The sequence below is a fragment of the Saccharopolyspora tripterygii genome (assembly GCF_054778355.1).
On the sequence record NZ_BAAGZP010000007.1, the window covers coordinates 1 to 25006 of the forward strand.

Here is a 25006-nt window from a genome sequence, read left to right on the forward strand (position 1 = left end):
ACCGGCTCAACCCCCACCTCAACTAACCCCGACATACACAAACTCATTGACAGGCCCGCATCGTAGGGCGGCTGACCCCAGTAGAAGACCATCCGCAGATGCAGCCGGCTTCCCACGCGGATGTAGAAACCCTGCCGAACCCCGCCCGTGCCCATGTTGACCGGGATCCGCTGGTTGTTGCTGTAGACATCCAGCGGCGGGGTGTAGCTCTGCCACACACCGAGCTGGGCCCGCCAGGCCTCCCACTCGCCGCGCAGCTCAGCGATGTCTCGCTCCAACGCGCTCGCCCGCTGCGAGCTGCGATCACCCGTCGGACAGGTTGTCGTGTTCATCAGACCTCCAGTCGTCACAAGCCGCGAGGTCGTCGCATAGAAGACACACGTGTCCCCCATAAAGGCGCAACGCGGAAACACACGGTGATAAGCGGCTCGATCAGCGCGACCGTCAAACCCGGCCGGATACCCCAGGAACCTGCTTCCGACCAGCACGAACCGCGCCAGCACCGTCAACGAGGAACGGTCACGCGACTCATCGAACCCATGACCGACCGTAGTCCTCCTCGCGGACACGTCAACGCCCCTAGCCAGGGCAAGATGATCAGTCCACACACGACCCAGCTCGCTCCTGGACAGCCGAAACCCACTCACAACACCGCCCGAACCTGCACTGTGCAAGCGGAAAAGATCGACCGTATGGAGCAACACAACCCGCCTATGCAGGACCGACACCGAAGACCCAACCCTCAGCCGGACAGTGTTGACGCGGTGAACCGCAGTCCACTCCACGCGGCGCCCACCCCCTGTCGGGTGCAACGGGGTCAGGCAGACGTAGCTAGTCGTGCACAGCTGTTGATCAGCGCTGTGCTGCGGCGACGGTCCGGCTCGTGGTCCAACCGAGCACCTTGAAGCGCTGGCCGGTGCGGTAGGCGCTGGCCAGCGGATGGGTAATTGATCAGGTCGTCTGGTGGGGCGGTGCAGACATGGAAGCACCCGACGAATACGGCACCTTCCGAATAAGTGCACTACGCCAGCTATCCCTCGTAATACCTGGCGGTAATCCGTTCTCGATCGACTGCGTAGCGGGGTGGTGTGGTCGGTGAACCCGGAGCACCAATCGAGGACTCGATGTAGTGCTCACGCCGCGTCGGTGGCGATCACGCCGAGCGCCACACACCGGTGACGGGGCAGGAACTCCAGGGCCAGGAACCTCGCCAGGTAGTCGATCGGGCTGGTCACGAACGGGATGTCGCCGTCGTCGGTCCAGCCCTGCGGCTCGAACCGGGTGTTCAGAAACCGGGCCACGACTTCCTCGAGCGGCATCCCGTAATGCAGCGCCTCGGTGAGCAACTCACCAAACGCCTCCACCATCCCGCGTCCGAAGCTCCCATGCTTTGCGTGCGCGATGTGGACATCCGCAGGCCGGCCATCGGCATCGGCGGAGACGAACACCGTGAAGTCCGTACCGCCGATCGAGACGTCCGTGGTCATGCCCGGCCGCGCCCGGGGGAGATGCTGCCGGACGACAGCCGGGGTGACGCTCATCGGGCGGGCTCGGCGACGACCACAACAAGCTCCTCAAACACAATCAATAGATGCACACCGACTAATGGACCACTAGATGTGGTGATCGTATCGACGGGTACCGACAATTTCGGACAGCGGCGCGTCACCCGTTCGGTCAGAAGCCGGGGGTCACCAACCGATCCGACGGCAGCCGGCCCGCACTGACCCGCCAAATAGCCGTCCAGCCCATCAACCACGTCCATCTAAGAGAGAACCCCGGAAACACCTGGGTTTCCGGGGTTCTCTGGCTTTCAGGGTGATACGAGGTCAGAGGCCCATGCCGGAGTGGAACCCGCTGCCCTGGTCGAGTTCTTCGTCGTCGTCATAGCCGTAGCGCTCGTAGGAGCCCTCGCTCTCGCGGCGGGATTCGTCCTCGTCGTGGTAGTCGAGTTGGCGCTCGACGTAGTCGTCGCGGTAGTCCTCGCGGGTTTCCAGGACCTGGTCGCGCAGGGCTTCGATGCGTTCGGTGGTGTCGTCGCGTTGGAAGTTCTCGTTCGGGCTGGTCATCGTGTTCCTCCACTTGTCGGTGATCGTCCGCCAGGCATCGGCCTTGGCGTTCTGGCCGCCGGGTTCGGGCCCCAGCGGCACGTCCGGGTCGTTCGTGCGGATGCCGTAGGTCTCGCGGTAGGCGGCCGCGAGCCCGGCGACGTCGTCCCAGCGTTCGGCGGCGGTCGCCTCCTGCGGCCGCGGGCCGAGCTGCGCGGCCCAGTCCGGGCGGTCGTGGGCGACGTGGTCACGGAGTTCGTCGACTCGGGTCGACACGGCGGTGGTGATCTGGTCGAGGTGGTCGGCGAGCTCGGGGGAGGCGTCTCGCACCGTGCGGTGCGGGGCGGTCAGCCAGGGCACCACGGGCTGCTCGCCGGTGCCCTGGTCGCGCTGGTCGGTGAGGTGGTCGACGACGATCTGGGCGGCGTAGCGGTGGGCTTCTGTCGGGTCGGCGGGCCACTCTGCGAGCTGCCGTGCGGCGTCGGCCACCGCCGCTTCGGCGTCCAGTCCCTCGGCGGCGCCGGCGGCGGCGTGCCGCCACACCAGCGCCCAGTCGTCGGTGACGTCTTCGTCCGGTACGACTGCGGTGGTGATCGTGTGCCACCGGTCGATCTGCTCTGCGCTGGGTTCGGCGACGCGGGCGGGTGGCTCGTGGTCGGCGATGTGGGACTCGATGCGCCATCGCAACACCGCGGCTGGGTCGCTGCTGTGCTCGCGGCCGCTGCTGGCAGCGGCGCGCGCGACGAGCTGGTCGGACTGCCAACCTTGTGTTTCGGCGCGGCGCAGCGTGTCCAGCAGCTTGGGCTCGGCGGGCCGGCCGAGTGCGTGGGGGGCGTGCTCGGCCAGGGCCTGGCGCGCGACGTGGTTGAGCAGTTCGCGGCTGGTGTTGTAGTGGCGCTCAGCCAGCACCGACAGCGGTTCCTCGGTCCGCTCGCGCAGCGCCTCGGTGAAGGTGTCCAGCAGGTCGTCGACGTCGATGCCGTCGCGTAGCCGCTCCAGCTCGTCGTGGCTCGTGCCCGTGGCCTGGTCGGTGCTGGCGGTCTCGGTGGAAGGGCCCCACTGGTCGATGAGGTCGTGCCAGGCGCGGGCACGCAGGCCCTGGCTGTCGGGCTGTTCACCCAGCGGGTGCGCCGGGTCGTTGCTAGTGACGCCGTAGGTGTCGCGGTAGGCGGCGGCCAGACCGGCCACGGTGTCCCAGCGTTCGGCCAGTCCGGGATCCTCGGGGCGTGGCCCCAGTCCGGCCGTCCAGTGTGGCTGTTCGGCGGTGACCTGGGTGCGCAGTTCGGTGTGGCGATCGTGGATGGCGCCGTTGAGGCGCTGGAGGTAGTCGCGCAGCTCGTCGCTGAGGCTGGTGTGGTCGGGGCGTGCCATCCACGGCAGTGCGGGCGACCAGCCGGCGCCGCGTGCGCGCTGCTCGGACAGTGCGTCTGAGACCGCTCCGGCGGTGTAGCGGTGGGCGTCCATTGGGTCGGCGGCGGGCCGGTTGGCGAGCCGGGTGGCGGCGGTGGTGACGGCGCCATCGGCGTCGAGGCCCTCAGCATGAGCTGCTGCCGCCAACCTCCAGACCTGCGTCCAGGCCGGTTCTTCGACGTCGGCGGTGGCGTCGTGGCGTTCGACGATCCCGCGCCAGTGGTTGATCTGGTTCATCGTGGGCGCGGCGGTGCGCGGTGGTGGTTGTTCGTGCAGTAGGTGCTGCTCGATGCGCCATTGCAGCACCGCCGCGGGATCGTCGGCGTCGGCCAGCTCGCCCTGGGCGAGGGCCGCGGGTACCAGGTGCTCGGCCTGCCAGCCGAGGTCTTCGGCGTTGCGCACGGTCTGGCGCAGCGCCCCGGTGGCGGGCTGTTCCAGCAGGTGGGGCACGTGCTCGGTCAGCACCGCCTCGATGCGCTCCTGCGAGCCGAGGTGCGCGACGAAGTCGTGGTGGCCGACCAGGGTGCGCAGCGACTCGGCCTTGTCCAGGGACGCGCGCAGTTCCTCGGTCGCCGAGGTCTCGGCCGAGGACCGTTCGAGTGCGGCTTCCAGGACGCCCCGCCCGGTGCGTTCCAGCGGGGTTTCCTGGTGGCTGTCGATCGTGTGCTGGACGGTTTCGACGAAAACCTGGTTGTCGTACTCGGCGCGGGTCATCTGGGTGTAGAGCTGTTCACGGGACAGCCCTTGGGGCACGAGGCTGTGGGACGAGCCGCCCTTGACCGACATGCCCTGCGAGCGGTTCACGGTCGCGGCGTAGGCCAGCTCGACGTGCTCGGCGACGTAGTTGGGCGGCAGGATGATGCTGCCGCCGCTGACCTGGTGGTGCAGCTTGATCGCGCCGCTGGCGCGGACGTTCTGGACCTCCCAGGTGTCGCCGTTTTTCACGAAGTCCCGGCCTCCGAACAGCGTTTTCAGCCGGTCGTTGCGGCGGGTGACGACGAGATCGCCCTTGCTGGCTGCGGTGCCGTCGTGCAGCCGCACGGCGCGTCCGTCGTCGACGTCGCCGCGGTCCAGCCGCAGCTGGCGGGCTTGGTGGTTGAGGGCGACGACGTCGTCGTTGGCGGGCACGATCAGCAGGGACGGCCGTCCGGCGTCGAGGTCAGAACGCCAGGCGTGGTGCGCGGCCTCGCGCATCGTTTCCCGCGAACCTTCGTGGACCCAGCCCTGCTCGAAGTAGTAGTCCAGGCCGCTCGCATCGCCCCTGTGCAGCTTGAGCGAGGCCGCGGCCTGGTCCTGGTCGGCGAACCGCACGACCTCCCGCAACCGCAGCGCACCGTTGTTGTGCTCGAACCAGCGCACCGCGCCGCCGGCCTCCACTGAAGCGAGCTGCTTGTCGTCACCGACCAGCCGCACGTCTGCACCCCGATTCAGGGCGTAGCGCACGACATCGTGCAGCGTGTGCGTCCCGGCCATCGCGGCTTCGTCGATGATGAGCACATCCCCGCGCGTGAACGGGAACGCTCGCTCGGCGCTGCCCATCTGCATCGCCGTGGTGACCTGGTGCAACGTGTGCGGCCGCGCGTCGATCGAGGATCCGAGTTCCTGGGCGGCCCGAGCGCTCGGGCCGAATGCGTAGACCTCGCCGGCGTCGGCGCGCCAGGCGTCGGCGAAGACCCGCATCGCGGTGGTCTTGCCTGCCCCGGCTGGTGCATAGAGCAGCTGCACCCGCCGCCCGGACGTCGCGAAACCGGCCACCGCACGCTTCTGACCAGCGTTGAGTTTCGCGCCGCCGACGGCTCGCCGGACCGTGGCCTCGCTGATGCGCACCCCGTCGTGGCGCCGTCCCCACGCGGCCAGAGCTGCCTCTTCGCGCAGTGTGTGGTGGGTGGTGAACCGCTGGGCGTTGTGCTCAACGAACACCGATTCGCCGTCGGAGCGCCGCAACGCGGAGGGCTCTTCGACCGCAGGTGGGGCTTGGAGCGAAACGGTGTCGGCATCGCGGAGAACCGCATTGACGACCTGGTCAATCACCTGGTCACGGGTGCCCTCCGGCACCCTCAGATGCGCAGTCTGGCGGTGCGCTTCGGCTGCGATGTTCCACTTGTTGAAGTGGCTGAAGTGATCCGAGACCGTCGTCAGCGTGCCCGCGGCGAGTTCGCCGACGTCGACGTCAGCGACCGCCTCACCGTGGCCGGAAAACAGCCGGGTGCCGAGCGTGGCGAGCTCGTTCGGCCGGACCGTCTCGATCGCCTGATCACGCCACCGGCGCAGATGCTGCGCCAGAGAACGCGGTTCCTGTTTGGGGTCGCGGGTGTCGTACTTGGCGCAGCGGCTGATCTCACGCAGTTCGCTCGGGCTCGGTTCGCGGTCGTGCTCGCGCCGGAAGTCGACGATGCGGCGGGCGCGGTCGGTCTCCACCTGCGATGAGCGTTGTGAAAACCCTTCCAGCAGCGCGTCGGAGACCCCGTCGAGTTCCCAGCCCACCCGCTTGAGATCGAACCCGCCTTTGGCACGCTCGCTCCAGCTCGCACCGGCCTCGCGGAACAGGTCCCGCAGGCGGCTGTCGTAGTACTCGCTGGTGGTCACCGACGCGGCCAGCACAGTGCGCCCGTCCAGGCTCGTCCACCGCCCGTCGGCCCCTTGGACCTTGGTACTGATGGGCACATGGGTGTGCAAGTGCGGATCGCCCGCGCGCGAGTCCCAGTGCTCGAACAGCGCGGCGGTGATGCCTTTGACGTCGACCTGGGCGTAGCCGCCGTCTCCCTTGCGGGTGTAGGCGGCGTTGTTCTCGAAGTACTGCAAGGTGTCGCGCACGGCCTGGCGGTGCAGCTCGACGATCCGCTCGCGGGTGGCGTCATCGGACAGCGCCCACGCCACCGAAACCGACTTCGGCGGCGCGAAGACGAGCTCGTAGCCCGATGTGGCGGATTTCAGTTCCCGCTTCTGTTCGGCCAGCCACCGCTTGAGTTCGGCGTTGCTGGGGTGCTGGCCCTCGTGCTCGTCGGCGTACGCCTGCACCTGCACGCCGCGCCGGATGCTCGCGCGGGTGGCCTCATCGATCGGCGCGCCGATCGGCCGATCGTTTTCGAGGTTGTAGGTCTTGTAGGCGTCGATGACCTTGCTGCGGAGTTCGTCGGCGCCGCTGTGCTGCCGGAACCGGTAGCCGAGCTTGGTCGCGGCCAGGGCCTCGGCCTGCGACGCGCCATCAGCGATCATCTCGGCTTCGATGCGGTCGGCCTCCGGGTGTCTGCCCTCGCCGAACAGCGCGTTCATCTGCGCCGCGGTGACCTCACCGTCCACACCGAGCGCGGCCGCGCCGCGCCCGAACCACTGCCCGGGTGGGTAGCCGTGCGCGGTGTAGTAGTCGGACAGGGATTCGCCGGGTTCGAGCTCCCGATCGCCGCACGCAACCGACCCGGTCAGGTACTCGTACCCGCCGGGTGAAAGCTTGCGAACACCGATCACCCCAGCACCTCTGTCATCAGCGATTTCAGTCAGGCCGACGTACTCACGCTAAGCAGGCCAGGGCGGCTGCCCGTCGCAGACTCAATCGATACAGAACCGGGGAGCATGCAGAATGCAAGACGTCCTGTGTGTCGGTGAGGGGGCAGACCAGGGGGGACCGGCGGCACGGTCGGCGGGTGAGATGCCGGCCGAAAGGCGACCGGTGGGTTACAGCGCGGAAGCGGGCCGGGCGCGCGGCGGGATGTGGGCGGCGACCAGGCGGGAACCGTGGGAAGCGCGCACGAAAAAGACCCCCGGTCGCATGACCGGGGGTCTTCGGGGGCGGGTGGCCGCTAGGCGGCAAGCGCGGCGGGTTCGGCTGCGGCGGCGGGCACGTCGTCGGCGGCGCTGGGCACGACTGACAGCGCGGGCGCGGACTCCAGCGCGCGGCACCCGGCGCACTGCCCGTCGTCGGCTGGCAGGTGGCGGACGTCGCGCGGGCTGCGGTCCTCGCCGCAGGTCTGGCAGGCGGCCAGCTCCGGCGCGGCGGGCTGCTCGGCGGGCTCGCTGGCGTTCGCGGCCACCCAGGCGGCGACGGTGTCGCGATCGGTCTGGTGGCTGTAGCGGCTCCACTCGGTGCGGAGGTGTTTCAGCGCGCGGGGGTAGTGCTGGTGGATGTAGGCGCACAGGGCCTCGATCGCCTGGGCGCGGGTGGCGTTGTCCGGCACCTGGATGCCGGGGCGGCCCAGCTCGCGGCACTCCTGGCACAACCCGTCGCGGTGGGCGCGGTCGGCGCGGCTGGGTTCGATGTTGCAGCCCAGGGCCACGCACGGGCGGCCGCCGTCGCGAACGGCGGTGGTGCGGGGGTCGGGCCGCTCGCGGTCGCGCGCCACCAGGTTGATGGTCATGCGCTCGTAATCGACGGCGTAGCCATCGGGCCGTTCGCCGCGCTGCGGGGCGTCGTCGACTCCCGCACGGGTGGCGGCGTACTCGGTGACCGCGCGGGCCTCGGCGCGGGCCTTGCGCTGGGCGCGGCGGAGTTCCGGCCGCACCTCGGTGCGGACCGCGCCCCCGGCGCGGCGGCGGGCGTTCTCGATCGCTTGCCGGTCCCAGCGCGAGGCGCGGTCGGCCTGCGGCTCGGGCCGCTCGCGCTGTTCTCCGGGGCGCGGTGCGCACGCCGCGATAACGGCGCGGTCGCGCTCGTCGGCGCGCTTCCAGTACTCGCGGAGCCGCTTCACCCCGGTACGCGGGTGCTCGGCAAGGATCCGGCCGCACTCGGCCAGCACGGAGATTTCGCGGGCGTCCGCGCTGGTCAGCGTCTCGCGCCATTGAGCGCGGGCGGCGCGGAGGTCGCCGGTGCGCAGCAGTGCGGCGACAGACAGAACCGAGTCAGAAATCGTCACAGAATGCGACATAGAGAACCCCAAAGTCAGCGGTTTTTGCGCAATCGCCAGGCTTGGCCTTCCCGGCGGCTTGCGACTCTTATTCTATCCCGAATTGCCGACTCGCGGCAAGTTCAATCAGGGCTTTTATTCCTATTTTCTGCAATTCGCCGGATCAAGTGAACCACCCTCTGACCTGCGTGTTTGCACGAAAAAGGGCGGGTTGCCCTCGCTAAATGGGCCCGTTCATTAGTCGCGCATTCCCTTTCTTTCCCCGCCCCTTCGACATAGGCCAATCCCTCCCGTGTGGGGCTGTCGGGTCAAGGTCGGGGCCCCGCAAATTCCCGAAATTGTTCGGAGCTTGCGGAGAAGAATTTCGGGAATTTTGGGGTGGCCTTGACGCGACAGCCCCACACGTTGAGACAATCCGGCCGCGAAGGGCCGGGGGAAAGAAGGGGAATGTCTTCATTGAGGTGATCTCAGTGGGTTTTGCGGTGTTCGTGGTGGGTGAGGACGAGTGCAGCTTGGAGGATGTTGCCGATTTTGCGGGGGCTGGCTGTGATGTGGTGGAGGGTGCGCCAGCGTCCGGTGAGGACGGCGAATCCGCGTTCGCCGGGGCCGCGAGGCTGCGGAGGGCTTGGTTGTAGGCGTGGTTGTCGGTGGAGAGTGGGCGGCCTTTGCCGGTTTTGGAGCGTTTGATGAGGGTGTGCACTCCGGCACCGGTGCCTTGGTAGCCGCCGTCGGCGAGGGTGGGCAGGTCGAGTTGGGATGCGGCCCAGTACAGCGCGCCGAGGGCGTGGTGATCCGCGGCGGTGATGTCGTGAACCGAGCCGGGTTCCACGGGTGAGACCCAGATCGGGAAGCCATCCGGTGTGGTCAGGGCCTGGATGTTGCCGCCTTGGCGGTGGTGTTTGCCGGAGTACCACCGGTCGATCGGGGTTCCTTTCACGCTGGTGGTTTTCTCGGTGAGTCGGTCGCAGGGGAAGAGTTTGCCGTCCAGGATGAGGTAGGTGGCACCGTCGGATTTGGCTTGCCGCAGTGCGTGGTGCAGGTCCGGGGCTTGGGCGGCCAGCACCTCGATGACCTCGTCGATGTAGCGGTAGCCGGTGGCCCGGGAGATGTCGTTGTCCCGGGCGAGTGCGGGGATGGCGGTGCGATCTCGGAACCACCGCAGTCCCAGCACGGCCTGTTTAAACGTCGATAACGCGCGGCGTCCACGCCCGGTGCCACGACGCCGTCGCTCGGCGTTGAGGAGTCCGGCGAGGTAGAGGGCGAGTTCGTCAGCGACATCGAGCCTGGCACGATAGGTGATCACGTGGGGTCCTGGTTCGTGAAGATGATCTTGTGGTGAGACCTTCTTCTACCAGGACCCCACGCCCACATCTCCCAGCCACCCCACCCCTAATCCACTGAGATCACCTCATTGTTCGGAGCGCAGCGGAGAACAATCCCTGCCTCGCTCGCCCGGCACTGCGGCAGGCTCGCGTGACCGTGGCGAGCGGGACACCGGATATGGGCAGGCGCCCGGCCGGGCAAGGCGCCGGGCAGGGTCGGCCTGCCGCTTGTTGGCACCATGCGTCACGGGTGGCGGCTACACTGATCGGTGCTTGGCGACACGGGCCTCAGCGGGCCCTGCGCACGCCAGGCGAGTGTGTCGGCGCGGTCTTGGCCGAGCCACCTCGCGGTGGTAAGCCCTTCGGGGCTTCCGCGCACGGCACGGCGGGCGCGCCCGGCTTCGGCCGGGCGCGCCCTCTTCATCTGCCTTCTTCCTTCCCCTCCGAAGCCGCGGGTTCCCGGCGCGTCGGGACGCTGCGGGTTCGGGCGGTCTTAGCGTCGAGCTCGTACGGCACAACCGTCAGGGGAGGGAAGCGGACATGGCCGAGTCATCTACCCGGGGCCGGCGGCCGCGCCGGTCGACCAGGATCAGCCAGCGTCTGGAGCGGGCCCGGCAGCGCAACGCCGATCAGCTCGCCGAGCAGAGATGGCGGGAGCAGCGCGTTGAGGATGCGTTGCGCGAGTTCATCGAGGCCGGAGAGGCCATCGCCGCTGAAGATGCCGCCTGCGAGGAGAAGGTGGCTGCCCTCCAGCGCAAGATCGACGCGCTGCGTGCCGAATCGCGGGAGCGGGTCACCGGTGAGCACACCCGGCAGGCTCAGGCGGCGTTGGCGATCCACGAGGCGGGCCGAACGGTCGAGCAGGTGGGCGAGCTGCTTGAGCTGCGCAGTGAAAAGGAAGCAAGACGGCTGATCACGGCGGGCCGCACGGCCGCCGAGGCGGGCAGTGGCCCGGCTCAGGAACGGGATACGGTCCCGGCGAAATCGTCCGGGCACAGGCCGACGGGGGCAGCGGCGGGCGAGGAGACCACCGGAGCGGTGTCAGGGGAACAGCGACAGCTGCGCGGGGTCGATGGTCAGCAGCACCGCCCGGACTCGGGTTTCGTCCCAGCCGCGGTCGCGGACGGCGGCCGCCAGAACGCGTGAGTGCTCGGCGCGCTCGTGGCGCAGCAGGCCGGACCACCGGCGGATCCACCAGCGTGGCCGCCCGCCGCCTCGACCCTTGGCGGCCATGCGGCGCAGGTTGTCGGCCTGGGTCGACGGCCAGAGGTGCCCGATCACCGGGTCGGGATGGGCGCGCACGCAGATCGGGTTGTCGCAGACGGCGTGCTCGATCACCTGCCCGAACTGGACGGGAATGCCCAGCTGGTAGGCGACGGCGAACCGGTGGGCCTTGACCGTCCGCTCCCGACCGCCGCGCGTGGCCGAGAAGGTTCCGTACCCGTCGTCGGAGATCGCGCCGGTCCAGATCGCGCAGTGCTCGTCGGGTCCGAACACCACCCGGCGGTAGAACCGCTCGATCTCGGCGGCGTGGGCAATCGGGTCGACGACCAGCGCGTCGGTCAGCGGCGCCGCCGGTTTCCGGTCCGGGTGGGCGGGCGGGACTACCTGCTCGGGGAGCAGGCCCGGCTCGACCGGCTCCTCGAACAGCGGTCGCGTCTCCGGCCCGCCGTCGGGCGTCACCGGCCGGCGGGGCGGCCGTAGCCGTACATCATCGCCCGCACCTGGGCGGTTTCCCGGCGATACCCGCGCGCCCACAGCGTCACGGTCAGCACGACCGCGGCGGCGATGAGCGTGAACGCGATGACGGTGTTGGGCTCGCCCTGGGCGACCGCGACGGCCAGGGGCAGGGCCGCCAGCCCGGCGCCGGTGAACAGCAACCGCCGGCGCGGGGCCTGCGGGGCAAACCACCGGCGCGTGATCCAGGCGACGGCGAGCCCGACCAGGGCGCCCAGCACCGCGAGCACGGGCACGCCGGCCACCCAGGCGGCACCACGGGCGAACGCGGCGCCGGTGACGATGCTGATCAGGCCCGCGACGGCGGCCCCCAGGAACACGCCCAGACCGGCCGCACCGCAGAGCCGGGCGAACACGACGATAGGACGAAACCTCATGTCGATCGAGGGTAGAGCACGACGGTGACATGGTCGGCCTACGCGAGCTGCGCAGGTGGCGTTCAGGGGCTACGCGAGTTGTTGGTGCCTACGAAGCCAGTTGGCACCCCAGCAGTCCTTGACCTGCTCAACGGTGAGGTCGGCGGCCTCGGCGATCTGGTCCCAAGCTGCAGCGTATCGGTAGCCGTTGAGCACATCGCCGGTCGCGTCTAAGTCCGCTGCGCAGCAGATCCGAATCTTGACCAGGTGCCATTCGCGAAGGGCTTGGTGCTGCACGGTTTCGGAGAGGTCGGCCTGCGCCCGCAGCCACGCGACACGGTCGTTGTCACCGAAGGCCGGTCGGCCGAGGATGCAGTCGGCGAGCTGCCCGACGACCGCGAGGATCGCCTCGTCGCCGTCCAGCTCGCGGAGCTTGTCGGTGGTGAACGGGAGCGTGAGCAGGTGCATGGTGATCTCCAACGGTGGACGCCGAGGCGATGCTCTGGGCGGGTGTCGACGTGGCCCGGGCCGAGGGGGTCCGTGCTCGTGCCTCCTCGGCCCGGGCGAAACCCGCCACGTAGGGCGGGTGGCCACGCGGCGCGGTTGGGGGGTCCGCGGCTCGCGTGGCCGCTCCGGTGCCGCGGCGGCGATCACCTCGGGGTGAGGCACCGGAGAGGTAAGGTTCAGAGAGTGCGCAGCGCCGCCAAGACCTGCTGCAGCACTCGGGGTTCGGTCGAGTACGTGCCTGCGCCGATCAGCGGATGATCATTGTGGTCGAGCACGGGGCGCTGGAACTGCACGGTGTGCTCCAGCTGGGCGACGTCGTCGGCGAGATCACCAGACCAGGTGGTGCGGCGTGTCTCGCGCTGCTCGGCTGCCATTTCGTCCATGAGTTGCTTGACCAGCAGTGCGCCCTCGCTCGCGCCGCTGTGCTTGCCGCTGTTGCGGTAGTAGAAGGCAGCGAGCAAGCCGCATACCGTGATCAGCGCGAGGGTTGCGGCGCTCCATAGGGCAACGGTGATCATCGGTCGATCACCACCGAGATCACGTCGCCGTCGATGGCGACCGGGAGTTCGTCGGCCCGCAGTGCGTCGGCGAGGCGGTCGCAGACCCGCGCAAGTTCCTCCCGGTCGTCCGGGGATGCCTTACCTGCTTCGACGTTGTCGACGGCTGCGCCGATGGACATGATCGCGGCGCGCATGAGGCTCGCGGTCTGGTTCATGAGGCCACCGCCAGTAGCGCGGGCGGCGGTGGGGTGCCCGCGAGGTCGTAGGTGTGGGCTCGGCAGGTTTCGCACTCCGACCACAGCCAGGCGTGATCGCCGTTGTCGGCCTGCAGCGTGGAGTCGCCGCACAGCGTGGTGACCGCGGTTCCGTCGGGGTAGAGGTGGCCGCCGTTGGGATGCGCGTCTGTGCTCGCGTGCCGCTGGCCGCCGGCCGGTACCCAGTGGAACGGGTGAGGGCTCCACATAGGCCCCCTCCTATCGATGCTTGTGCGTAGCAAAGAGCCATGATGTGCGACATGGGCTCTGTGTGCGTTCTAGCATGTTGTGCGAGCACAATTTGGATCAATACTCCCACCGGGTGACATGTCGTTTGCCGGTGATCGCGGGATAGGATTTTGTGCATGGCCAACACAGCGGACAGCCCACGAGCGCGGGCGCTTGGCGCCGAGCTCCGGCGGCACCGTCGCGCAGCCGACATGACAACAACGCAGGTCGGCGAGGGTATTGGCAAGGCTCATAACTACGTGAGCCGCGTCGAAAATGGCAAGCAGGTGCCGACCGAGGCCGACCTTGCGAGCCTGCTTTTTGTGCTCAGGGTAAACGGAGACGAGCGCGAGCAACTGCTCGAACTCGGGAAGGCCGCCAGCGATCCGGACTGGCTGGCGCCCGGCGTCGACCGCCAGCTCGCCGCGTTGACCGAGTATGAGCGCACCGCGAAGCGCATCATCGCGGTCGAGCCGCTGTTGGTTCCTGGCCTGCTGCAGACCTTCGACTACGCACGGGAGACCGTGGCCGCATTCGGGTCCAGCGGAGCCGAGGCCGAGCAGTCGGCGATGACGCGCCTCGGACGGCAGCATGTTCTCACCGATGAGCCACCAACCACCCTCGACGCGTTCATCGGCGATTTCGCGCTTCGCAACTCGATGTGCGCGCCCGAGGTCATGCGCGATCAACTGCACCGGCTCCTCGACCGCGGCCAACGACCCAACATCACGATTCGTGTCGTGCCGATGGCGCAGCCACCGGCGGAAGTGATCCGTGGATCGTGGACGCTCATGACGTTCGAAGACACACGCCCCGTGGTCTATATCGAACCGTTCGGGTCGACGGCGGCGATCACCGACCGTCGCACGGTGACCCGGTGCGAAGCCGCAGTAGACGCGCTGCACGAAAAAGCGATGAGCCCGGCCGCATCCGCCGAGCTCCTCGCTGATCTTGTTAAGGAAATGGAGTAAATTCCCATGACAACCGTCCCCCGCCCCGGTGCATGGCGGAAATCGAGCTACAGCGCAGAGAAAAACTGCGTTGAGGTTGGGCGCGTCGGTGACGGCGCCGCCGTCCGTGACACCAAGAACCGAGACCAAGGGTTCTTCACCGCGACCCGAGCACAGTGGACGGCGTTCATTGACGCCGCCAAGGGTGGCCAGTTCGACCGCCCTGAATGAGCAGACAACGAGGCCCCCGCACTGGATACCAGGCGCGGGGGCCTCGTCGTATCAGCATTCAGTCGCTATTCGACGCGCCTCTTGCCCTTCAGGGCAACCCGCAACGGCATGTCGTCCGGCGCACCGGTCTCTCGGAACTGGCGCAGCGTGGATTCGGCACCGGCAAGGGTCACGCTTCGGCGGGATCAGACGAGGGTAGAGGGCCGATCTCAACTCGTGACCGAGGTCGCGCAGGCGCCTCCAGAGTCGACTGGCACGGCTACGCAGGAGAGGGCCAGCGGCCGGGCGTCCGCGTCGCTGTCCGGGATTGCGGGGTGACCGATGAGGTGTTGGCTGTTGTCCGCGGTTCGTAGTGCGAGGGGCGGTGTGGTCACGAACATCGGCCGGAGTGCGGGTGGGTGGCCGGGGCGTAGTGGCAGGTGACGCGTTCGCCGTGGTGCAGTCCGGCGCAGTCGATGGTGCCGAGTTGGCGGTCGGGGACGGCGAGTTTCGCGCGTGTCTCGGCTTCGGCGTCGTCGATGCGGTGGCCGTGGAGGGTCTCGCGGTGTTCGTGGTGTGGATCGATGTCGTCGTGTTCGGGGAAGGCTTCGTGCCACATCCGAAACAGCAGTCCGACTCCGGTGTCGTTGAGGGGGGCGGTGTGGGAGGCCTGGCCGAGAGCGAGCACGATTTCGGCGGCGGTGGCCGGCCGGGTGTCCTCGCCGTGGGCGAGGCGGCGGAGGAGTTCGCGGGCGTGGCCGCGGTAGACGAATTCCGTTGACATCCGGTCGTGGGTCGGGCGCAGCAGCGAGAAGCTGTGGTGCAGCAGGTCGGCGATACCGGGATGGTGTTGCTGTGCGCGGTGGATTTCGTCTTCGCCCCACTGGATCATGTCGGCCACCGGTGACCATTCCCGGTCGACCGCGTCGAGAATGTCGCGAATCATGGGTCTCCCTTCGGGTGGGTGCCCGTGCCGTGCGGCACCGTGGGCGCGGTGACGGCGGCGGGTGGGCAGAGAAAAAGGGGGCCCGGTTCCGGGCGGTCGGGGTGTGACCGTCGGGAACCGGGCCTGGGCGTGTGGCGGGCGCATACGGGGGGTTAGTGCTGGGTGGTGGTGTCGACGGTGTCGGCGAGCAGGGACGCGAGGTCGCCGGGCGGGATGCCGTGGTCGAGTGCGCGCTCGAGGAGGCTGGCGAGGATGTGGTCGGGGTTGGCTTCCTTCGCGCGGGTTACGGCGATGCGGGCGAGTGCTCCTTCGCCTCGCAGGTAGGTCGATAGCGCCAGCAGCGCGGCGGGTTCGGCGAGTTCGGGCGCGGGGGCGTTGCGCACGAGTGCGAGCCAGAGGTGTTCGGCCGCGTGGGCCTTGTCGCTGCTGAGCAGGGTGGGCAGCATCGCGTCACGGATCAGGGTGGTCTGGAGCCAGTGCAGGATGCGCACCAGGGTGTGCTCATCCGGGTCCTGGCCGGCGGCGATGCCGTCGATGACCTCGTTGATGTCCTGCACGTGCTGGTCCAGCGCATCGCCCGGGTCGGGGGCCTCGAGGGCGAGCCCGTCGAGTTGGGTGGCCCACCGCGCGGCGGTGGCGCCGCTGTCTGCGGGGGCGATCAGTGCGCACATCTGCTCACGGCTGTCGAACACGATCTGGCCGCGGGCGGTGAGCTCGGCTCCCACCAGCGAGGCTCGGGGATCGCCGAGGCGGCCACGAAGCTCGGGGTCGAGGTAGGAGACCCACTCGGCGCCGTGCCGGATTTCCGGTGCCCACACGGCCTGGATCACCGGCATGCCCGCTGCCGCGAGCGCGAGCCGCAGCGTGCTGACCAGCCGATGGTGCGGAAGCTCCTCGCCGGGGGCGTTGTCGTGCGAGAGCAGGACTAGGGCCAGGGCGTCCGGGCACACCGTGTGCAGCGGGCCTGCGAGGAGGTAGGTGACGAGGTCGGTGTACTCCTGCGGGGTGGGCAGGCCGATGCGCATGGTGGCCCCGAGCCGGGCCTGCCCGCTGGCGTTGTCGTGGAGGCTGACCAGCACCAGCGAGTCGGTCGGGTAGTAGCCCAGCATGTGGGGTACGGCGGTGAGGAGCTCGCCGATGGTGTTGAGCGGGAGGGCGGCGGTGTTGTCCATCGAGGGTGTCTCCTTGCCAAAGGTGGTGTGCGGTGACGGCAAACAGCCCCTGGCCCACCAGCGGGCGGTGGGCCAGGGGCTGTCGATCTGTGGAGTGCGGCGGGACTTCCGTGAGGTGGCGCGTGGCCGGAGGAGGGCGAACCCGCTACCGGGAGTCGCGCGTCCTGGGGTTGGTGTCGGTGATGTGGCGCGGGCGTTGGATGCCCCACGCGAGACCGGCACGGACGGTGGTGCTGGCCTCCGTGGCGGCGTGAATCCGTCGCGTCCGATGTGTGACTCGACGGCCTCGCGCAGGGCAAGTCGGGGCCCGGCCGGGGAGCGGGCAGCGGGAGCCGGTGGTGAGGTGGCCGTGTCGTGGATGGCCGGAACGAATCCGGGAGTGCTGAGTAGTCCCCCGGATCAGATCGACATCCCCGCCTCGGCAATCCCTTTCGGGCTCGTGGTCCATTGGGGACTGCCAGCGGGTGTTCGGTTCTGGAGCTGTTGGTAGAGGAAGGCCCGGTAGGTGGCGGTTGTGACGTTGCGGCGGCCTACGGTCTGGGAGAGTTCGGTGAGTTCGCGACGCCGGGCTTCGTCGAGCAGGTTGCGCGCGTGGTCGCGCATGCCGATCTCCCCGGCGCGGGCTCCGGCGAGCGCCTGCCGCGCGAGGGCGCGTAGTTCGTGTGTGGTCTTCACAGGTCTTCCTCGTCGGCTTCGTCGAATCCGTGGGTTTGGCGGTCGATGTCGTCGACGCGAACGTCGTGGTCCTGTGAGGACACGGTGAGAGCGTCTTCGACCCATTGCCGGGCGGTGTTTTCGTTGTCGGTTCCGGTGACGTAGACCTCGGCGCTGAGGGTGACGGTTCCTTTCCATCCGGCGACGTACTCGGGGAGTCCGAGGTCGCGGAGCCCGCCGTTCATCCCGTCACGGCAGATGTCGCCGTCCTTGTGTGCCTGGATGATCCGGTCGCGCACGTGCGTGCGGAACGTCTGGAGCTCTGTGCGGGATTGCTCGAGCGCACGCTCGAGCGCCTCAATTCGCGCGCACGGGTGCTCGGGGAAAGTCATGGGTCCTCACTTCCTGTCCTGATCGCATGGAATTCGTTTCGCGCACGGGAAAGCCCGGATCCCCGAGTGCGGAGGGAATCCGGGCTGGCCGTGGAGTGGTGGTTAGCGGCGAAGTAGCCGTGATCGAACCGACGCGAGCAGCCGCGCGGGCCGTGATGGTGGGGGAGTGGGGTTGAACGCGAGCTCGATGACGACTTCGGCGATGAGTGTGGGAGGCGCCTGGAGTGTTCCGCCGCGCTGCGGGTAGCCCTGCCGGATCGAGTTGATGAAGATCGGGCACGGGCTTCCGTCGATGGTTTCGAAGAACGAGCGGGGCTGGCCGCAGCGGCGAACTCGGTCGGCGAAGTCGAGGACCAGGGGGTCGCGCCGCAGCTGGGTGCGGAGGTCGTCGTTCATCGGATGTTCCTCTCGTCGGTGGCCACCGCGTTGTCCGGCGCCAAATCCGGCGGCAGCGCCTGCGGGTGGTTCACGAGCGTGGCTGGGTGACCGGAAACGGCGGCATGGTCGACCGCGGCGCGCTCGAGCGCGGTGCGTTCATCGGTGTAGCCCATGCCTGCCGGGACACCGGCGCCTCGGCAGGTGGGACACCAGAGCACGAATCCGTTGCCGGTGTCGCGCACGGCGATCTCGTGGGGCTGGTAGTGGTAGCTCAACGCGGCGACGATCAACGACGCGGTGGCGCTGGAAGTGGTGTCGGCGTCCGGCAGCCGGAATCGACGGCCGGTGGGACCGGAGAAGAGCACGCCCACGCGGTTGTGTTCGGGGTGTTCGGTGAGCACCCCGATGAGGTGGCCGCCATAGAGGATGACAGTGTGGAAGGGGTCGCGGCGTTGAGCAACGACATCAGGCAACATCGTGTGCGTCCTTTTCCTCAGACAACAGAAAAATGGGCAGACGACCGCCACCGCAGGGGGTTTCAGCAGAGCTCGTGGACGAGCGGGTGGCACGGTGGTCGTTCTGCCTGCGGCCGCGTGAGCTGGAGGGTGGGGCCGGAACGCAACACGGCGGGGTCCCCTCCGGGGTGCCGTGTTGCGTGGAGCGGCCTACGCTCCAGCAGACTCACGGCGGGCAGAAAACCACTGCCACCGGCTACAACCGGCGCCGTCTAGACAGATGACGACCCTGCAGCAGCGGTGGCGTTCGTGCCACGGGGTGCGTGGGAGCAGCGGACGGGCGCACAGCCCCAGCGGTCGCAAGCGGCGAAGGTTAGTGGGTGTGGCGGTGGTGGCCTCGGCGTTGGCTGGCGTCGATGTCGCCTGGCTCGATCGCGGCGGTTCGCCGCAGGCGACGGGGCGGGTAGGCGAGGGCGAGCCAGCACAGCAGGCGGTGTTCTCGCCAGTAGCGGGCCGTGCGGATGAGGTGCAGGGCGATGTGCTGCATGAGCAAGGCCTTTCGGCAGGTCTGGTCATGAAAAACGGGGCACGGCACCGAAGTGCCGTGCCCCGTTGGGGGCTACTGCGGATTAGAAGGGCGGCTCACCGGCGGCGGCACCGGCGGGGGCGGCGTCCCAGGGGCCGTTGTCGGCGGCCTGGCTGCTCTGGGAGCGGGTGGCCTTGTTGACCGCCGCGGTCGCGTAGCGCAGGTCGGGGCCGATCGCGTCGACCTCGAGCTCCATGACGGTGCGCTTCTCGCCCTCCTTGGTCTCGAACGAGCGCTGCCGCAGGCGGCCCTGGACGAGCACCCGCATCCCCTTGGTCAGGGACTCGGATACGTTCTCGGCCATCTGCCGCCAGATGTTGCAGCGTAGGAAGGTCGGGTCACCGTCCTTCCACTCGCCGCTCTGCCTGTCGAAGTAGCGCGGGTTGTTGGCCACGGTGAAGTTGACGACGGCGGCGCCGGACTGGGTGAACCGCAGCTCGGGGTCCGCGGTCAGGTTGCCGACAACGGTCATCTCGATCTCGCCAGCCATGATGTACCTCCTGCGAAGTCGGTGCATTTCGGAATCACCGACAACCTGCTCGCCACCTGCACCAAACCCGGCTGGTGACCGGGTCCGTGCCCGAGGGGCTGTCGATCTGCGACTCCCGGATCAGGGCGTGGTGGGTGGTGCAAGGGGGCGCGTGAGCGCCTCGGCGAAGCCGACGCCGAAGGCGCCCTTGTGCCGCCTGCCTCGTCCTGATCTGATCCGCGTAGATCGACAGCTCCGGCACGGCACCCGGCCGCCCGCTACCCCGAACTACTCCCGGCGCACTGCCTGGGTGCCGGAATCGCCGAAGTCGCTGGATCTAGCTGGTGCGGTCGGCAGCGATGTAGCGCGGCCGCTCGCGGCCCCAGGCCAGGCCGTCCTGGATCGTCCGGGTCACCTCGTGCTCGGTGAATCCGTCCTGTCCGATGTGGCCTCGGGCTGCGTCGAACAGCGCGGCTTCGGCGGTGCGCTGGTCGAGCGCGCCGCCCCCGATCAGGAAGCCGAGCCTCGCGGCAGCCCGGAGCAGGGTGTTGTGTCGCTGGCCGGTGGGCGCGCTGGCGACTGCCCGCGTCTCGCCCTCGAGCGCGGCGGCGACGTAGGCGCCGGCCCGCCCGGCAGGAAGCTCCAGGCCGACCGGATCCGGCGGAGGCGGGGGAGTCAGAGCGGTGACCAGCCATTCCGGCAAGGGAGCGATCGCGGCCTGGTTCCTCGCCCAGTAGCGGCCGCGACGAGTGATCGACCCGGCGGCGACGACGTACCCGCCGGCACCGCGAGTGTCGACCCGCCACCAGCAACCGACCCGGGACCGCAGCTCTGGCTCGGCAGGGGCCCGGAAGTACAGGTGCTCACCGCCGGACGGAGTCCTCACCGTGTAGGTGCCGTCGGGGTACCGCTGGCCGTCCTCGGCGGCCCGTTGGGCGAGCACGTCGCGCCCGTGGTGGGCGCCGGACCACCGGTCCGGCGCCCGCTGGTCCTTGGCATCATCAAGATCAACGACGAGCAGGCCTGACGGACCGCAGGCGATGCCGACGTTGTAGGGCACCGCCTGCCACCAGGCCCGAATCTGCTCGGGATCGCAGGTGGCGACGGATTCCCAGTCCTTCGGCACCGGCTTCTTGCTCAGTGGTCGTAGCGGGAACACCGCCAGACCGGCCTCGGCGGCCTCCAGCGCGGCTCGCATCAGCCGCGGCGGTCTGGACGGGCAGGGGCGCATCGTGGCTGGACTACTCATAGTGCCGTCCTTCCTGGATGGGAGCGTAAGGGCCGACCACCCGGAATCCGTCGCACCAAACCCGCTGCGCACGCTGTCGATCAGCTCGTCGAGAGCAGCGCGCGGTGGACCAGCCACGGCAGCGACTGCGCATGGCTGTGGCGACCGTCGTCAGGCACGGCATCGTCGACGGAGAGCTCCCAGTAGTCACCACGCGGGCCGCACGGGACCGTCTCGAGGCGCGAGACCACGCTGATCCGCCGCCGGGTGTCGTCAACAACGGCGGTGACTTCGACGCCCATCGGCAGGCGATTCGGAGCTTCTAGCTCGCGGTAGTGCAGCGACAGCGGCGCCGCGCGCAGTCGACGGCTGACCTCGACCAGCACGCTGCGGGCGTAGTTCCACGAGCCGAACTCGCCCGCGCCTCCTGCTCTCGGGATGTTGGTGTTGACCTCGGAGGTCAGCACGTAGCTGCGGCGGTAGTCGTGCAGACCGAAGATGCGTGGCGATTCCGTCGGTGCCGCGAGCAAGAGCGTCATGGCGGTTTCCCTGGCTGTGCTGGGTGCCCGGCGGTCGTGAGACCGGAAGACGGAGGTCCGTGGTATGGGAGCTGCGTTACCCTGGCGGTGTGAAGCGGTAGCCGGCTCTGCCGGTCCTTCTTCACTCGGAAAAGATCGGTGGATTCTTTGGTCGGCCGTGGCTTCGGCCGCGGGCTCCGTACGGGGCGATGCGCCGGTCTGCTCGTGGCCCACCCGGCACGCGCCGGGTGGGCCACGGCGTTTCACACGGCCAGCAGGTCGAAGGCGCGCCGCTTGCGGTTGGCCACGGTGGGGCTGGTCAGCACCCGGTGCGCGCGGGGGGTCGGTCCACTCCGCACACAGCAGGTGGTTGCGCACGTCTCGCCGGGGCAGAGTGCGCACGCCCCGCCGGGACCGGGCACAACCACCGGAGATCTGGTGACGAAAGCAGTCCGGTGAGTCGCTCACTGGTCATCGGCCGCTCGGGGTCGGACCTCGTGCTGGCGGGAGGCTCGCGCAGTGGCAGCCGGTGCTGGCTAGAGCAGGCCGACCCGATGGGCTGCGCGGATCACCGCGAACCGGGATCGGCAGCGCGGGCAGTCCTCGCCACGCGGACGAGGCGGTACTGGTGCCGAAGGCTGAGGTGGCGGGGAAAGCACCTCATCGCGGTCGGGGTTCCACGCCGTGTAGTGCGTGGCCACATGACCGTTGTCCCAGCGCACCGTGATCGACCAGCGTGGACCCACGACGTCATCAGGGGCGGAGATGGAGATGTCCTCAACCGTGTAGGCCCTGCGCGAGTAGCCGGACCGGTAGCGGCCGCCGACGTGGCGAGGACCGATCTCCTCGGCGATGTGCTGCCGGGCCTGCTCGGCGTCGCGGCGGTCCAGTTCGGCCCTGAGCTCGGCCTGCCGTGCAGGGTCGTCCTCTTCCTCCAATCGGCCGTGGAGCTCGGCCTCGGGGCACCACAGGCAGTCGCAGGGCTGCGGGTAGCGCAGGTCGGGGTCCTCGTCATCGGTGACGAGGAATTCGCCAGTGCCGCCGCAGTCGGCGCACCCGGACAGTGCCCACAACCCGCGGATTCGGGTCTCGCGGTAATGGGGCGGCGGGGGGATTTCCGCGGTCATCGTCTGTCTCCCTCCTCGGTCGGAGTTGGTGTGCTCCCCGGCTCGGTGGGGCGCACTCGATAGGCCCCGGTGCCGGGGAAAGGGGTCAAGCCGCACGCTTGTCGCGGGTTGACCCCGGCCTGCCGCCGTCGGGCGGTGACGAAATCCAGCCTGGTTCAGAACGTCGGGCCGCCGTGTTCGTCGACGACGCGGTCGGTGAGGTCGTCCTCGACGGGAGCGGTGTTGGTGTTGACGCCGGTTGTTACGTCTAGGCCGTGGAAGCGGTGCACCGAGGCGTCGGCCTGGTTCACGGTGTCGGGATCGGGCGAAGCTGTGTCCTCGGTGTCCGGCGTGATGTAGCCGTCGTGGACCGTCTGGTAGGCCCAGCTGCGGATCCGGGACGCGGCCTGGGGTGAGGCCTGTGATGCACGCCTCTCATGCTGGTGGATCCAGTTGCCTGCCCGTCCTCGTTGGAGGAGTTTCGCGCGCGGGTCGATCTCGTAGACGGTGACTTCGGTTTCATGACCGTCGACGAGCACGATGGTGTGTGGACGTCCGTCGGTGTCGTAGCCGATGACCATCTCCACGGTTCTCATACCGGTTCCTTTCACTCGGGATTTCCGGACCTGGGGCGAGTTGGTCGGTCCCGTCCCCAGGGCCTGGGATTGCAGCGGCAGGTTGACGCCAGCGGGAGTTGGTCGGCGGTCGTGACGAGGTCGCTGAGTTCACTCGTGACGATCTCGACGTGGGGCTGACGTCTCGCCAGTCGTCGGCGGCGCGGGCGGGTTGGTCGCTCTCCCCGCGCCGCCCTGGGACGTGCGGCGCTCGTCATGCCATCTGCGGGTCGCCCTCGGCGGCTTCGTCGTCTCCGTCGGCCGCGTCGTCCTCGTCCTGGTCGCCAGCTGCGAGGTGCGCCCAGTGCTCGTTGTCGAGCTCGGGGTTGTTGACCAGCTGCTCGACGTGGGACAGCGGGTAGCCGAGCGCGTCCAGCAGCTCGAAGTAGTAGCGGGCGCTGTCGGTCGGCTGGCGCCAGCTGGCATCGGCGGATTCGGTGTAGGCGCGGTCCCAGTGCTGCTCGCAGGCGCCGATGACCTGGGCGAGGCGGATGAGCACGGCCTGGGGCTCGGTCGTGGACTTCTTGCGCAGGTGCACGACGAGCGGGTTGGCGTCGCGCCGGTAGCCCTCGGGCTCGCCGAGTTTGAGTAGAGCGCAGGCGTAGCGGTTGGCTGGCGCGGCTTCTTCGAGGTAGTCGCTGGCCAGCACCGGTGCCAGCGCGAGCCAGTGGTGCACGCGAGCGGGCAGGTCCGCGGGCTTGCGCTTGCGCCACCCGTGGAAGTACTTGGCAAGCCATTCCCGGCGGTCGGCCTTGGCTTCGCGCCACAGCTTGTTGTTCGCCGCCGCGCGCTTGATCTCGGCGGACTTGAATGCCGGGTCGGGCTTTGGCTGCGCGGTCGGGGAGGTGCGCAGGATGTGGCCGTGCGCGGAGTAGTCGGTGCACACGTAGTGGATGTCCACGCTGGACCAGCGGATCTCGGCGTAGGCAGCATGCCCGGGGCAGCCGGCGTGCTCGTCGACGGTTAGGGGACGTTCGGCCGTCTCGTCGGCGAAGAGCTCCCGCAGCTGGACCACGCCCTCGGTATCCGGGTCGGCGACCGGCACGCCGTCGGCCCGCAGCTGGTCCTCCGCGGCCGCGACTCGCACTGAGTCGATGGTGCGGTGACCGTGCGCGGCGAAGCCAGTGCACAGCTCGGTAATCCTCACCGCGACACCGGGGTCGACGTCGACGACCGCGGCGCGTCCGGGGCAGGCGCGGTGCTCGGCGGGATCCAGTGGAGTCTCGTCGTCGCCGGTGCACAGCTTGTCCAACCGCGCGATGCCCTCGGGCAGGTCATAGGCGTTGTCGAGGAGGACGTAGCCCTGCTCGACAAGGCGCTGCTCCTCCTCGGCCTTCTTGGCGTCCTGGTCGCGACGACGCCGCAGCTGGCCCAGCTTCCATTCGAAGTCGTGGGGAGCACGCTCGAGGACGGCGACCAGCTCGTCGTGCGCCTTTTCGTCGTCGGCGAACTCCGAGAGTTGGGCCAAGATCAGTAGGTCGGCGTTGGGCAGCGTGTCCACGGCCTCACGGGTGCGCGGTGTGGCGGCAACCGCGCGGCCCGCGCGGACCCGCTCGACCGGGCGCGTGAGCTTCTGGGCGATCGCGTCGTCTCCTAGCCCGGCCAGGGCCAGTTGCTCGTAGAGCCCCGCCTCCTCGGTCGGGCTGAAGCCCTCACGGTGGAAGTTCTCGATGCCCTGGGCTACGAGGATGTCCTGGCGGGTAGTGCCCGGCGCGTGGACCAGGACGTCGATGGTCAGATCGGGGTTCTCAAGGCCTTTGACTTCAACGGCGGCCGCGTGGCGGTGAAACCCGACCAGCACATCGAGGACTCCGTCTTCGGGGGCCGGGGCGACGTTGATGATCGAGACCATCGGGTTCACCCCGTGCTCGGCGACCGAGGCCACCAGCTCGGGGCGACGCTTGCGGACGTCACCGACTTCTCGGCTGTTGCCGTCGGCGCGCAGCTCGCGGGGATCGACTCCGCGCAGGACGTACGGGTAGGTGTCCGGCTCGGCGGTGGACTGCTCCGTGATGGCGGGCGCGGTCTCGGGAGTGGTCTGGTCGGTGCTGTAGGTGCTCATCGTGGCTCCGTTTCCGGGCATGGCTGTGCCCTGTGGGAACTCGGAAAAACGTGTGGCGGGGGGAGG

General features: G+C 69.0%; 26 protein-coding genes and 1 pseudogene. 3 read left to right on the forward strand and 24 right to left on the reverse strand.

The genetic code is table 11. From position 1 onward, the window contains the following. From ACYVF3_RS04685 to ACYVF3_RS04705, 5 genes and pseudogenes are all read right to left on the reverse strand, one after another. Nucleotides 1-509 (reverse strand): hypothetical protein (locus ACYVF3_RS04685; protein ID WP_461153016.1); only part of this gene is annotated, 509 nt, incomplete at its 3' end. Nucleotides 510-1133: 624 nt separating this feature from the next. After that, complete coding sequence (locus ACYVF3_RS04690) at nt 1134-1541, reverse strand: TSCPD domain-containing protein (RefSeq protein ID WP_363794685.1); 408 nt, start codon at nt 1539-1541, stop codon at nt 1134-1136. Nucleotides 1542-1829: 288 nt separating this feature from the next. Then, the gene (gene mobF / locus ACYVF3_RS04695; RefSeq protein WP_363794687.1) at nt 1830-6923 is read right to left on the reverse strand and encodes a MobF family relaxase; all 5094 of its coding nucleotides are present in this window, start codon (nt 6921-6923) and stop codon (nt 1830-1832) included. 332 nt (nt 6924-7255) lie between these two features. Then, nucleotides 7256-8305 carry a hypothetical protein gene (locus tag ACYVF3_RS04700; RefSeq protein WP_363794688.1) on the reverse strand — a complete coding sequence of 350 codons (1050 nt, stop codon included), beginning with the start codon at nt 8303-8305 and terminating at the stop codon, nt 7256-7258. 458 nt (nt 8306-8763) lie between these two features. After that, nucleotides 8764-9599 (reverse strand): annotated as a pseudogene (locus tag ACYVF3_RS04705) (transposase family protein). A gap of 559 nt (nt 9600-10158) precedes the next feature. On the opposite strand from ACYVF3_RS04705, the gene ACYVF3_RS04710 reads away from it, so the two are divergent. Beyond that, nucleotides 10159-10764 (forward strand): hypothetical protein, encoded by a 606-nt coding sequence (locus ACYVF3_RS04710; protein WP_363794690.1) that lies wholly within the window; start codon nt 10159-10161, stop codon nt 10762-10764. On the opposite strand, the gene ACYVF3_RS04715 is transcribed toward ACYVF3_RS04710, so the two are convergent. The 6 genes from ACYVF3_RS04715 to ACYVF3_RS04740 form a co-directional block, all read right to left on the reverse strand. Next, nucleotides 10660-11301, reverse strand: coding sequence for a hypothetical protein (locus ACYVF3_RS04715; RefSeq protein ID WP_363794692.1), 642 nt, complete (start codon nt 11299-11301; stop codon nt 10660-10662). The genes ACYVF3_RS04710 and ACYVF3_RS04715 overlap by 105 nt on opposite strands. After that, nucleotides 11298-11732, reverse strand: a complete 435-nt coding sequence (locus tag ACYVF3_RS04720) for a hypothetical protein (RefSeq protein WP_363794694.1) — start codon at nt 11730-11732, stop codon at nt 11298-11300. The genes ACYVF3_RS04715 and ACYVF3_RS04720 overlap by 4 nt, the downstream gene beginning before the upstream one ends. A gap of 69 nt (nt 11733-11801) precedes the next feature. Then, nucleotides 11802-12179: a hypothetical protein gene (locus ACYVF3_RS04725; RefSeq protein WP_363794696.1), complete on the reverse strand. Its 378-nt coding sequence runs from the start codon at nt 12177-12179 to the stop codon at nt 11802-11804. Nucleotides 12180-12394: 215 nt separating this feature from the next. Continuing rightward, nucleotides 12395-12736, reverse strand: coding sequence for a hypothetical protein (locus ACYVF3_RS04730; RefSeq protein WP_363794698.1), 342 nt, complete (start codon nt 12734-12736; stop codon nt 12395-12397). Then, nucleotides 12733-12933 carry a hypothetical protein gene (locus tag ACYVF3_RS04735; RefSeq protein ID WP_363794700.1) on the reverse strand — a complete coding sequence of 67 codons (201 nt, stop codon included), beginning with the start codon at nt 12931-12933 and terminating at the stop codon, nt 12733-12735. The genes ACYVF3_RS04730 and ACYVF3_RS04735 overlap by 4 nt, the downstream gene beginning before the upstream one ends. After that, nucleotides 12930-13181: a zinc finger protein gene (locus tag ACYVF3_RS04740; RefSeq protein ID WP_210971765.1), complete on the reverse strand. Its 252-nt coding sequence runs from the start codon at nt 13179-13181 to the stop codon at nt 12930-12932. Before ACYVF3_RS04740 ends, ACYVF3_RS04735 begins: the two co-directional genes overlap by 4 nt. 156 nt (nt 13182-13337) lie before the next feature. Between ACYVF3_RS04740 and ACYVF3_RS04745 the strand changes: the two genes are divergently transcribed. After that, on the forward strand, nt 13338-14171 hold the full coding sequence (locus ACYVF3_RS04745) for a helix-turn-helix domain-containing protein (protein WP_461153017.1): 834 nt from the start codon (nt 13338-13340) through the stop codon (nt 14169-14171). Nucleotides 14172-14177: 6 nt separating this feature from the next. Beyond that, on the forward strand, nt 14178-14381 hold the full coding sequence (locus tag ACYVF3_RS04750) for a DUF397 domain-containing protein (protein ID WP_363794704.1): 204 nt from the start codon (nt 14178-14180) through the stop codon (nt 14379-14381). Nucleotides 14382-14751: 370 nt separating this feature from the next. Here ACYVF3_RS04750 and ACYVF3_RS04755 read toward each other — a convergent pair whose 3' ends face one another. The 13 genes from ACYVF3_RS04755 to ACYVF3_RS04815 all read right to left on the reverse strand — a co-directional run bounded on the left by ACYVF3_RS04755 (nt 14752) and on the right by ACYVF3_RS04815 (nt 24940). After that, a complete protein-coding gene (locus tag ACYVF3_RS04755) occupies nt 14752-15306 on the reverse strand; it encodes a hypothetical protein (protein WP_363794706.1) in 555 nt (184 codons plus the stop codon). A gap of 152 nt (nt 15307-15458) precedes the next feature. Continuing rightward, entirely contained in the window at nt 15459-16478 is a 1020-nt protein-coding gene (locus tag ACYVF3_RS04760) for a DUF4192 domain-containing protein (RefSeq protein WP_363794708.1), read from the reverse strand. Between the two features lie 399 nt (nt 16479-16877). After that, nucleotides 16878-17153, reverse strand: coding sequence for a hypothetical protein (locus ACYVF3_RS04765; protein WP_363794710.1), 276 nt, complete (start codon nt 17151-17153; stop codon nt 16878-16880). Then, on the reverse strand, nt 17150-17524 hold the full coding sequence (locus tag ACYVF3_RS04770; protein WP_363794712.1) for a hypothetical protein: 375 nt from the start codon (nt 17522-17524) through the stop codon (nt 17150-17152). Before ACYVF3_RS04770 ends, ACYVF3_RS04765 begins: the two co-directional genes overlap by 4 nt. A 102-nt stretch (nt 17525-17626) precedes the next feature. Beyond that, a complete protein-coding gene (locus tag ACYVF3_RS04775; protein WP_363794714.1) occupies nt 17627-17920 on the reverse strand; it encodes a hypothetical protein in 294 nt (97 codons plus the stop codon). Next, complete coding sequence (locus tag ACYVF3_RS04780; protein WP_363794716.1) at nt 17917-18429, reverse strand: hypothetical protein; 513 nt, start codon at nt 18427-18429, stop codon at nt 17917-17919. The genes ACYVF3_RS04775 and ACYVF3_RS04780 overlap by 4 nt, the downstream gene beginning before the upstream one ends. A gap of 301 nt (nt 18430-18730) precedes the next feature. Next, nucleotides 18731-18904, reverse strand: a complete 174-nt coding sequence (locus tag ACYVF3_RS04785; RefSeq protein WP_363794718.1) for a hypothetical protein — start codon at nt 18902-18904, stop codon at nt 18731-18733. 82 nt (nt 18905-18986) lie between these two features. After that, nucleotides 18987-19433: a single-stranded DNA-binding protein gene (locus ACYVF3_RS04790; RefSeq protein ID WP_363794720.1), complete on the reverse strand. Its 447-nt coding sequence runs from the start codon at nt 19431-19433 to the stop codon at nt 18987-18989. A gap of 316 nt (nt 19434-19749) precedes the next feature. Further along, nucleotides 19750-20661, reverse strand: coding sequence for a bifunctional DNA primase/polymerase (locus tag ACYVF3_RS04795; protein WP_363794722.1), 912 nt, complete (start codon nt 20659-20661; stop codon nt 19750-19752). Between the two features lie 80 nt (nt 20662-20741). Further along, entirely contained in the window at nt 20742-21179 is a 438-nt protein-coding gene (locus ACYVF3_RS04800; protein ID WP_363794724.1) for a hypothetical protein, read from the reverse strand. Between the two features lie 515 nt (nt 21180-21694). Next, on the reverse strand, nt 21695-22285 hold the full coding sequence (locus ACYVF3_RS04805) for a hypothetical protein (protein WP_363794726.1): 591 nt from the start codon (nt 22283-22285) through the stop codon (nt 21695-21697). Nucleotides 22286-22440: 155 nt separating this feature from the next. Further along, nucleotides 22441-22860, reverse strand: coding sequence for a hypothetical protein (locus tag ACYVF3_RS04810; protein WP_363794728.1), 420 nt, complete (start codon nt 22858-22860; stop codon nt 22441-22443). A 232-nt stretch (nt 22861-23092) separates the two neighbouring features. Next, entirely contained in the window at nt 23093-24940 is a 1848-nt protein-coding gene (locus ACYVF3_RS04815; RefSeq protein ID WP_363794730.1) for a ParB/RepB/Spo0J family partition protein, read from the reverse strand. Nucleotides 24941-25006 lie beyond the last annotated feature (66 nt).

Coding starts and splice junctions, on each gene's coding strand:
- ACYVF3_RS04730 (WP_363794698.1), bottom strand. CDS start 12,736: ATGATCACCGTTGCCCTATGGAGCGCCGCAACCCTCGCGCTGATCACG.
- ACYVF3_RS04760 (WP_363794708.1), bottom strand. CDS start 16,478: ATGGACAACACCGCCGCCCTCCCGCTCAACACCATCGGCGAGCTCCTC.
- ACYVF3_RS04800 (WP_363794724.1), bottom strand. CDS start 21,179: ATGACGCTCTTGCTCGCGGCACCGACGGAATCGCCACGCATCTTCGGT.
- ACYVF3_RS04735 (WP_363794700.1), bottom strand. CDS start 12,933: ATGAACCAGACCGCGAGCCTCATGCGCGCCGCGATCATGTCCATCGGC.
- ACYVF3_RS04785 (WP_363794718.1), bottom strand. CDS start 18,904: ATGCAGCACATCGCCCTGCACCTCATCCGCACGGCCCGCTACTGGCGA.
- ACYVF3_RS04775 (WP_363794714.1), bottom strand. CDS start 17,920: ATGAACGACGACCTCCGCACCCAGCTGCGGCGCGACCCCCTGGTCCTC.
- ACYVF3_RS04790 (WP_363794720.1), bottom strand. CDS start 19,433: ATGGCTGGCGAGATCGAGATGACCGTTGTCGGCAACCTGACCGCGGAC.
- ACYVF3_RS04810 (WP_363794728.1), bottom strand. CDS start 22,860: ATGAGAACCGTGGAGATGGTCATCGGCTACGACACCGACGGACGTCCA.
- ACYVF3_RS04740 (WP_210971765.1), bottom strand. CDS start 13,181: ATGTGGAGCCCTCACCCGTTCCACTGGGTACCGGCCGGCGGCCAGCGG.
- ACYVF3_RS04805 (WP_363794726.1), bottom strand. CDS start 22,285: ATGACCGCGGAAATCCCCCCGCCGCCCCATTACCGCGAGACCCGAATC.
- ACYVF3_RS04770 (WP_363794712.1), bottom strand. CDS start 17,524: ATGACTTTCCCCGAGCACCCGTGCGCGCGAATTGAGGCGCTCGAGCGT.
- ACYVF3_RS04750 (WP_363794704.1), top strand. CDS start 14,178: ATGACAACCGTCCCCCGCCCCGGTGCATGGCGGAAATCGAGCTACAGC.
- ACYVF3_RS04755 (WP_363794706.1), bottom strand. CDS start 15,306: ATGATTCGCGACATTCTCGACGCGGTCGACCGGGAATGGTCACCGGTG.
- ACYVF3_RS04725 (WP_363794696.1), bottom strand. CDS start 12,179: ATGCACCTGCTCACGCTCCCGTTCACCACCGACAAGCTCCGCGAGCTG.
- ACYVF3_RS04815 (WP_363794730.1), bottom strand. CDS start 24,940: ATGAGCACCTACAGCACCGACCAGACCACTCCCGAGACCGCGCCCGCC.
- ACYVF3_RS04795 (WP_363794722.1), bottom strand. CDS start 20,661: ATGAGTAGTCCAGCCACGATGCGCCCCTGCCCGTCCAGACCGCCGCGG.
- ACYVF3_RS04720 (WP_363794694.1), bottom strand. CDS start 11,732: ATGAGGTTTCGTCCTATCGTCGTGTTCGCCCGGCTCTGCGGTGCGGCC.
- ACYVF3_RS04745 (WP_461153017.1), top strand. CDS start 13,338: ATGGCCAACACAGCGGACAGCCCACGAGCGCGGGCGCTTGGCGCCGAG.
- ACYVF3_RS04690 (WP_363794685.1), bottom strand. CDS start 1,541: ATGAGCGTCACCCCGGCTGTCGTCCGGCAGCATCTCCCCCGGGCGCGG.
- ACYVF3_RS04710 (WP_363794690.1), top strand. CDS start 10,159: ATGGCCGAGTCATCTACCCGGGGCCGGCGGCCGCGCCGGTCGACCAGG.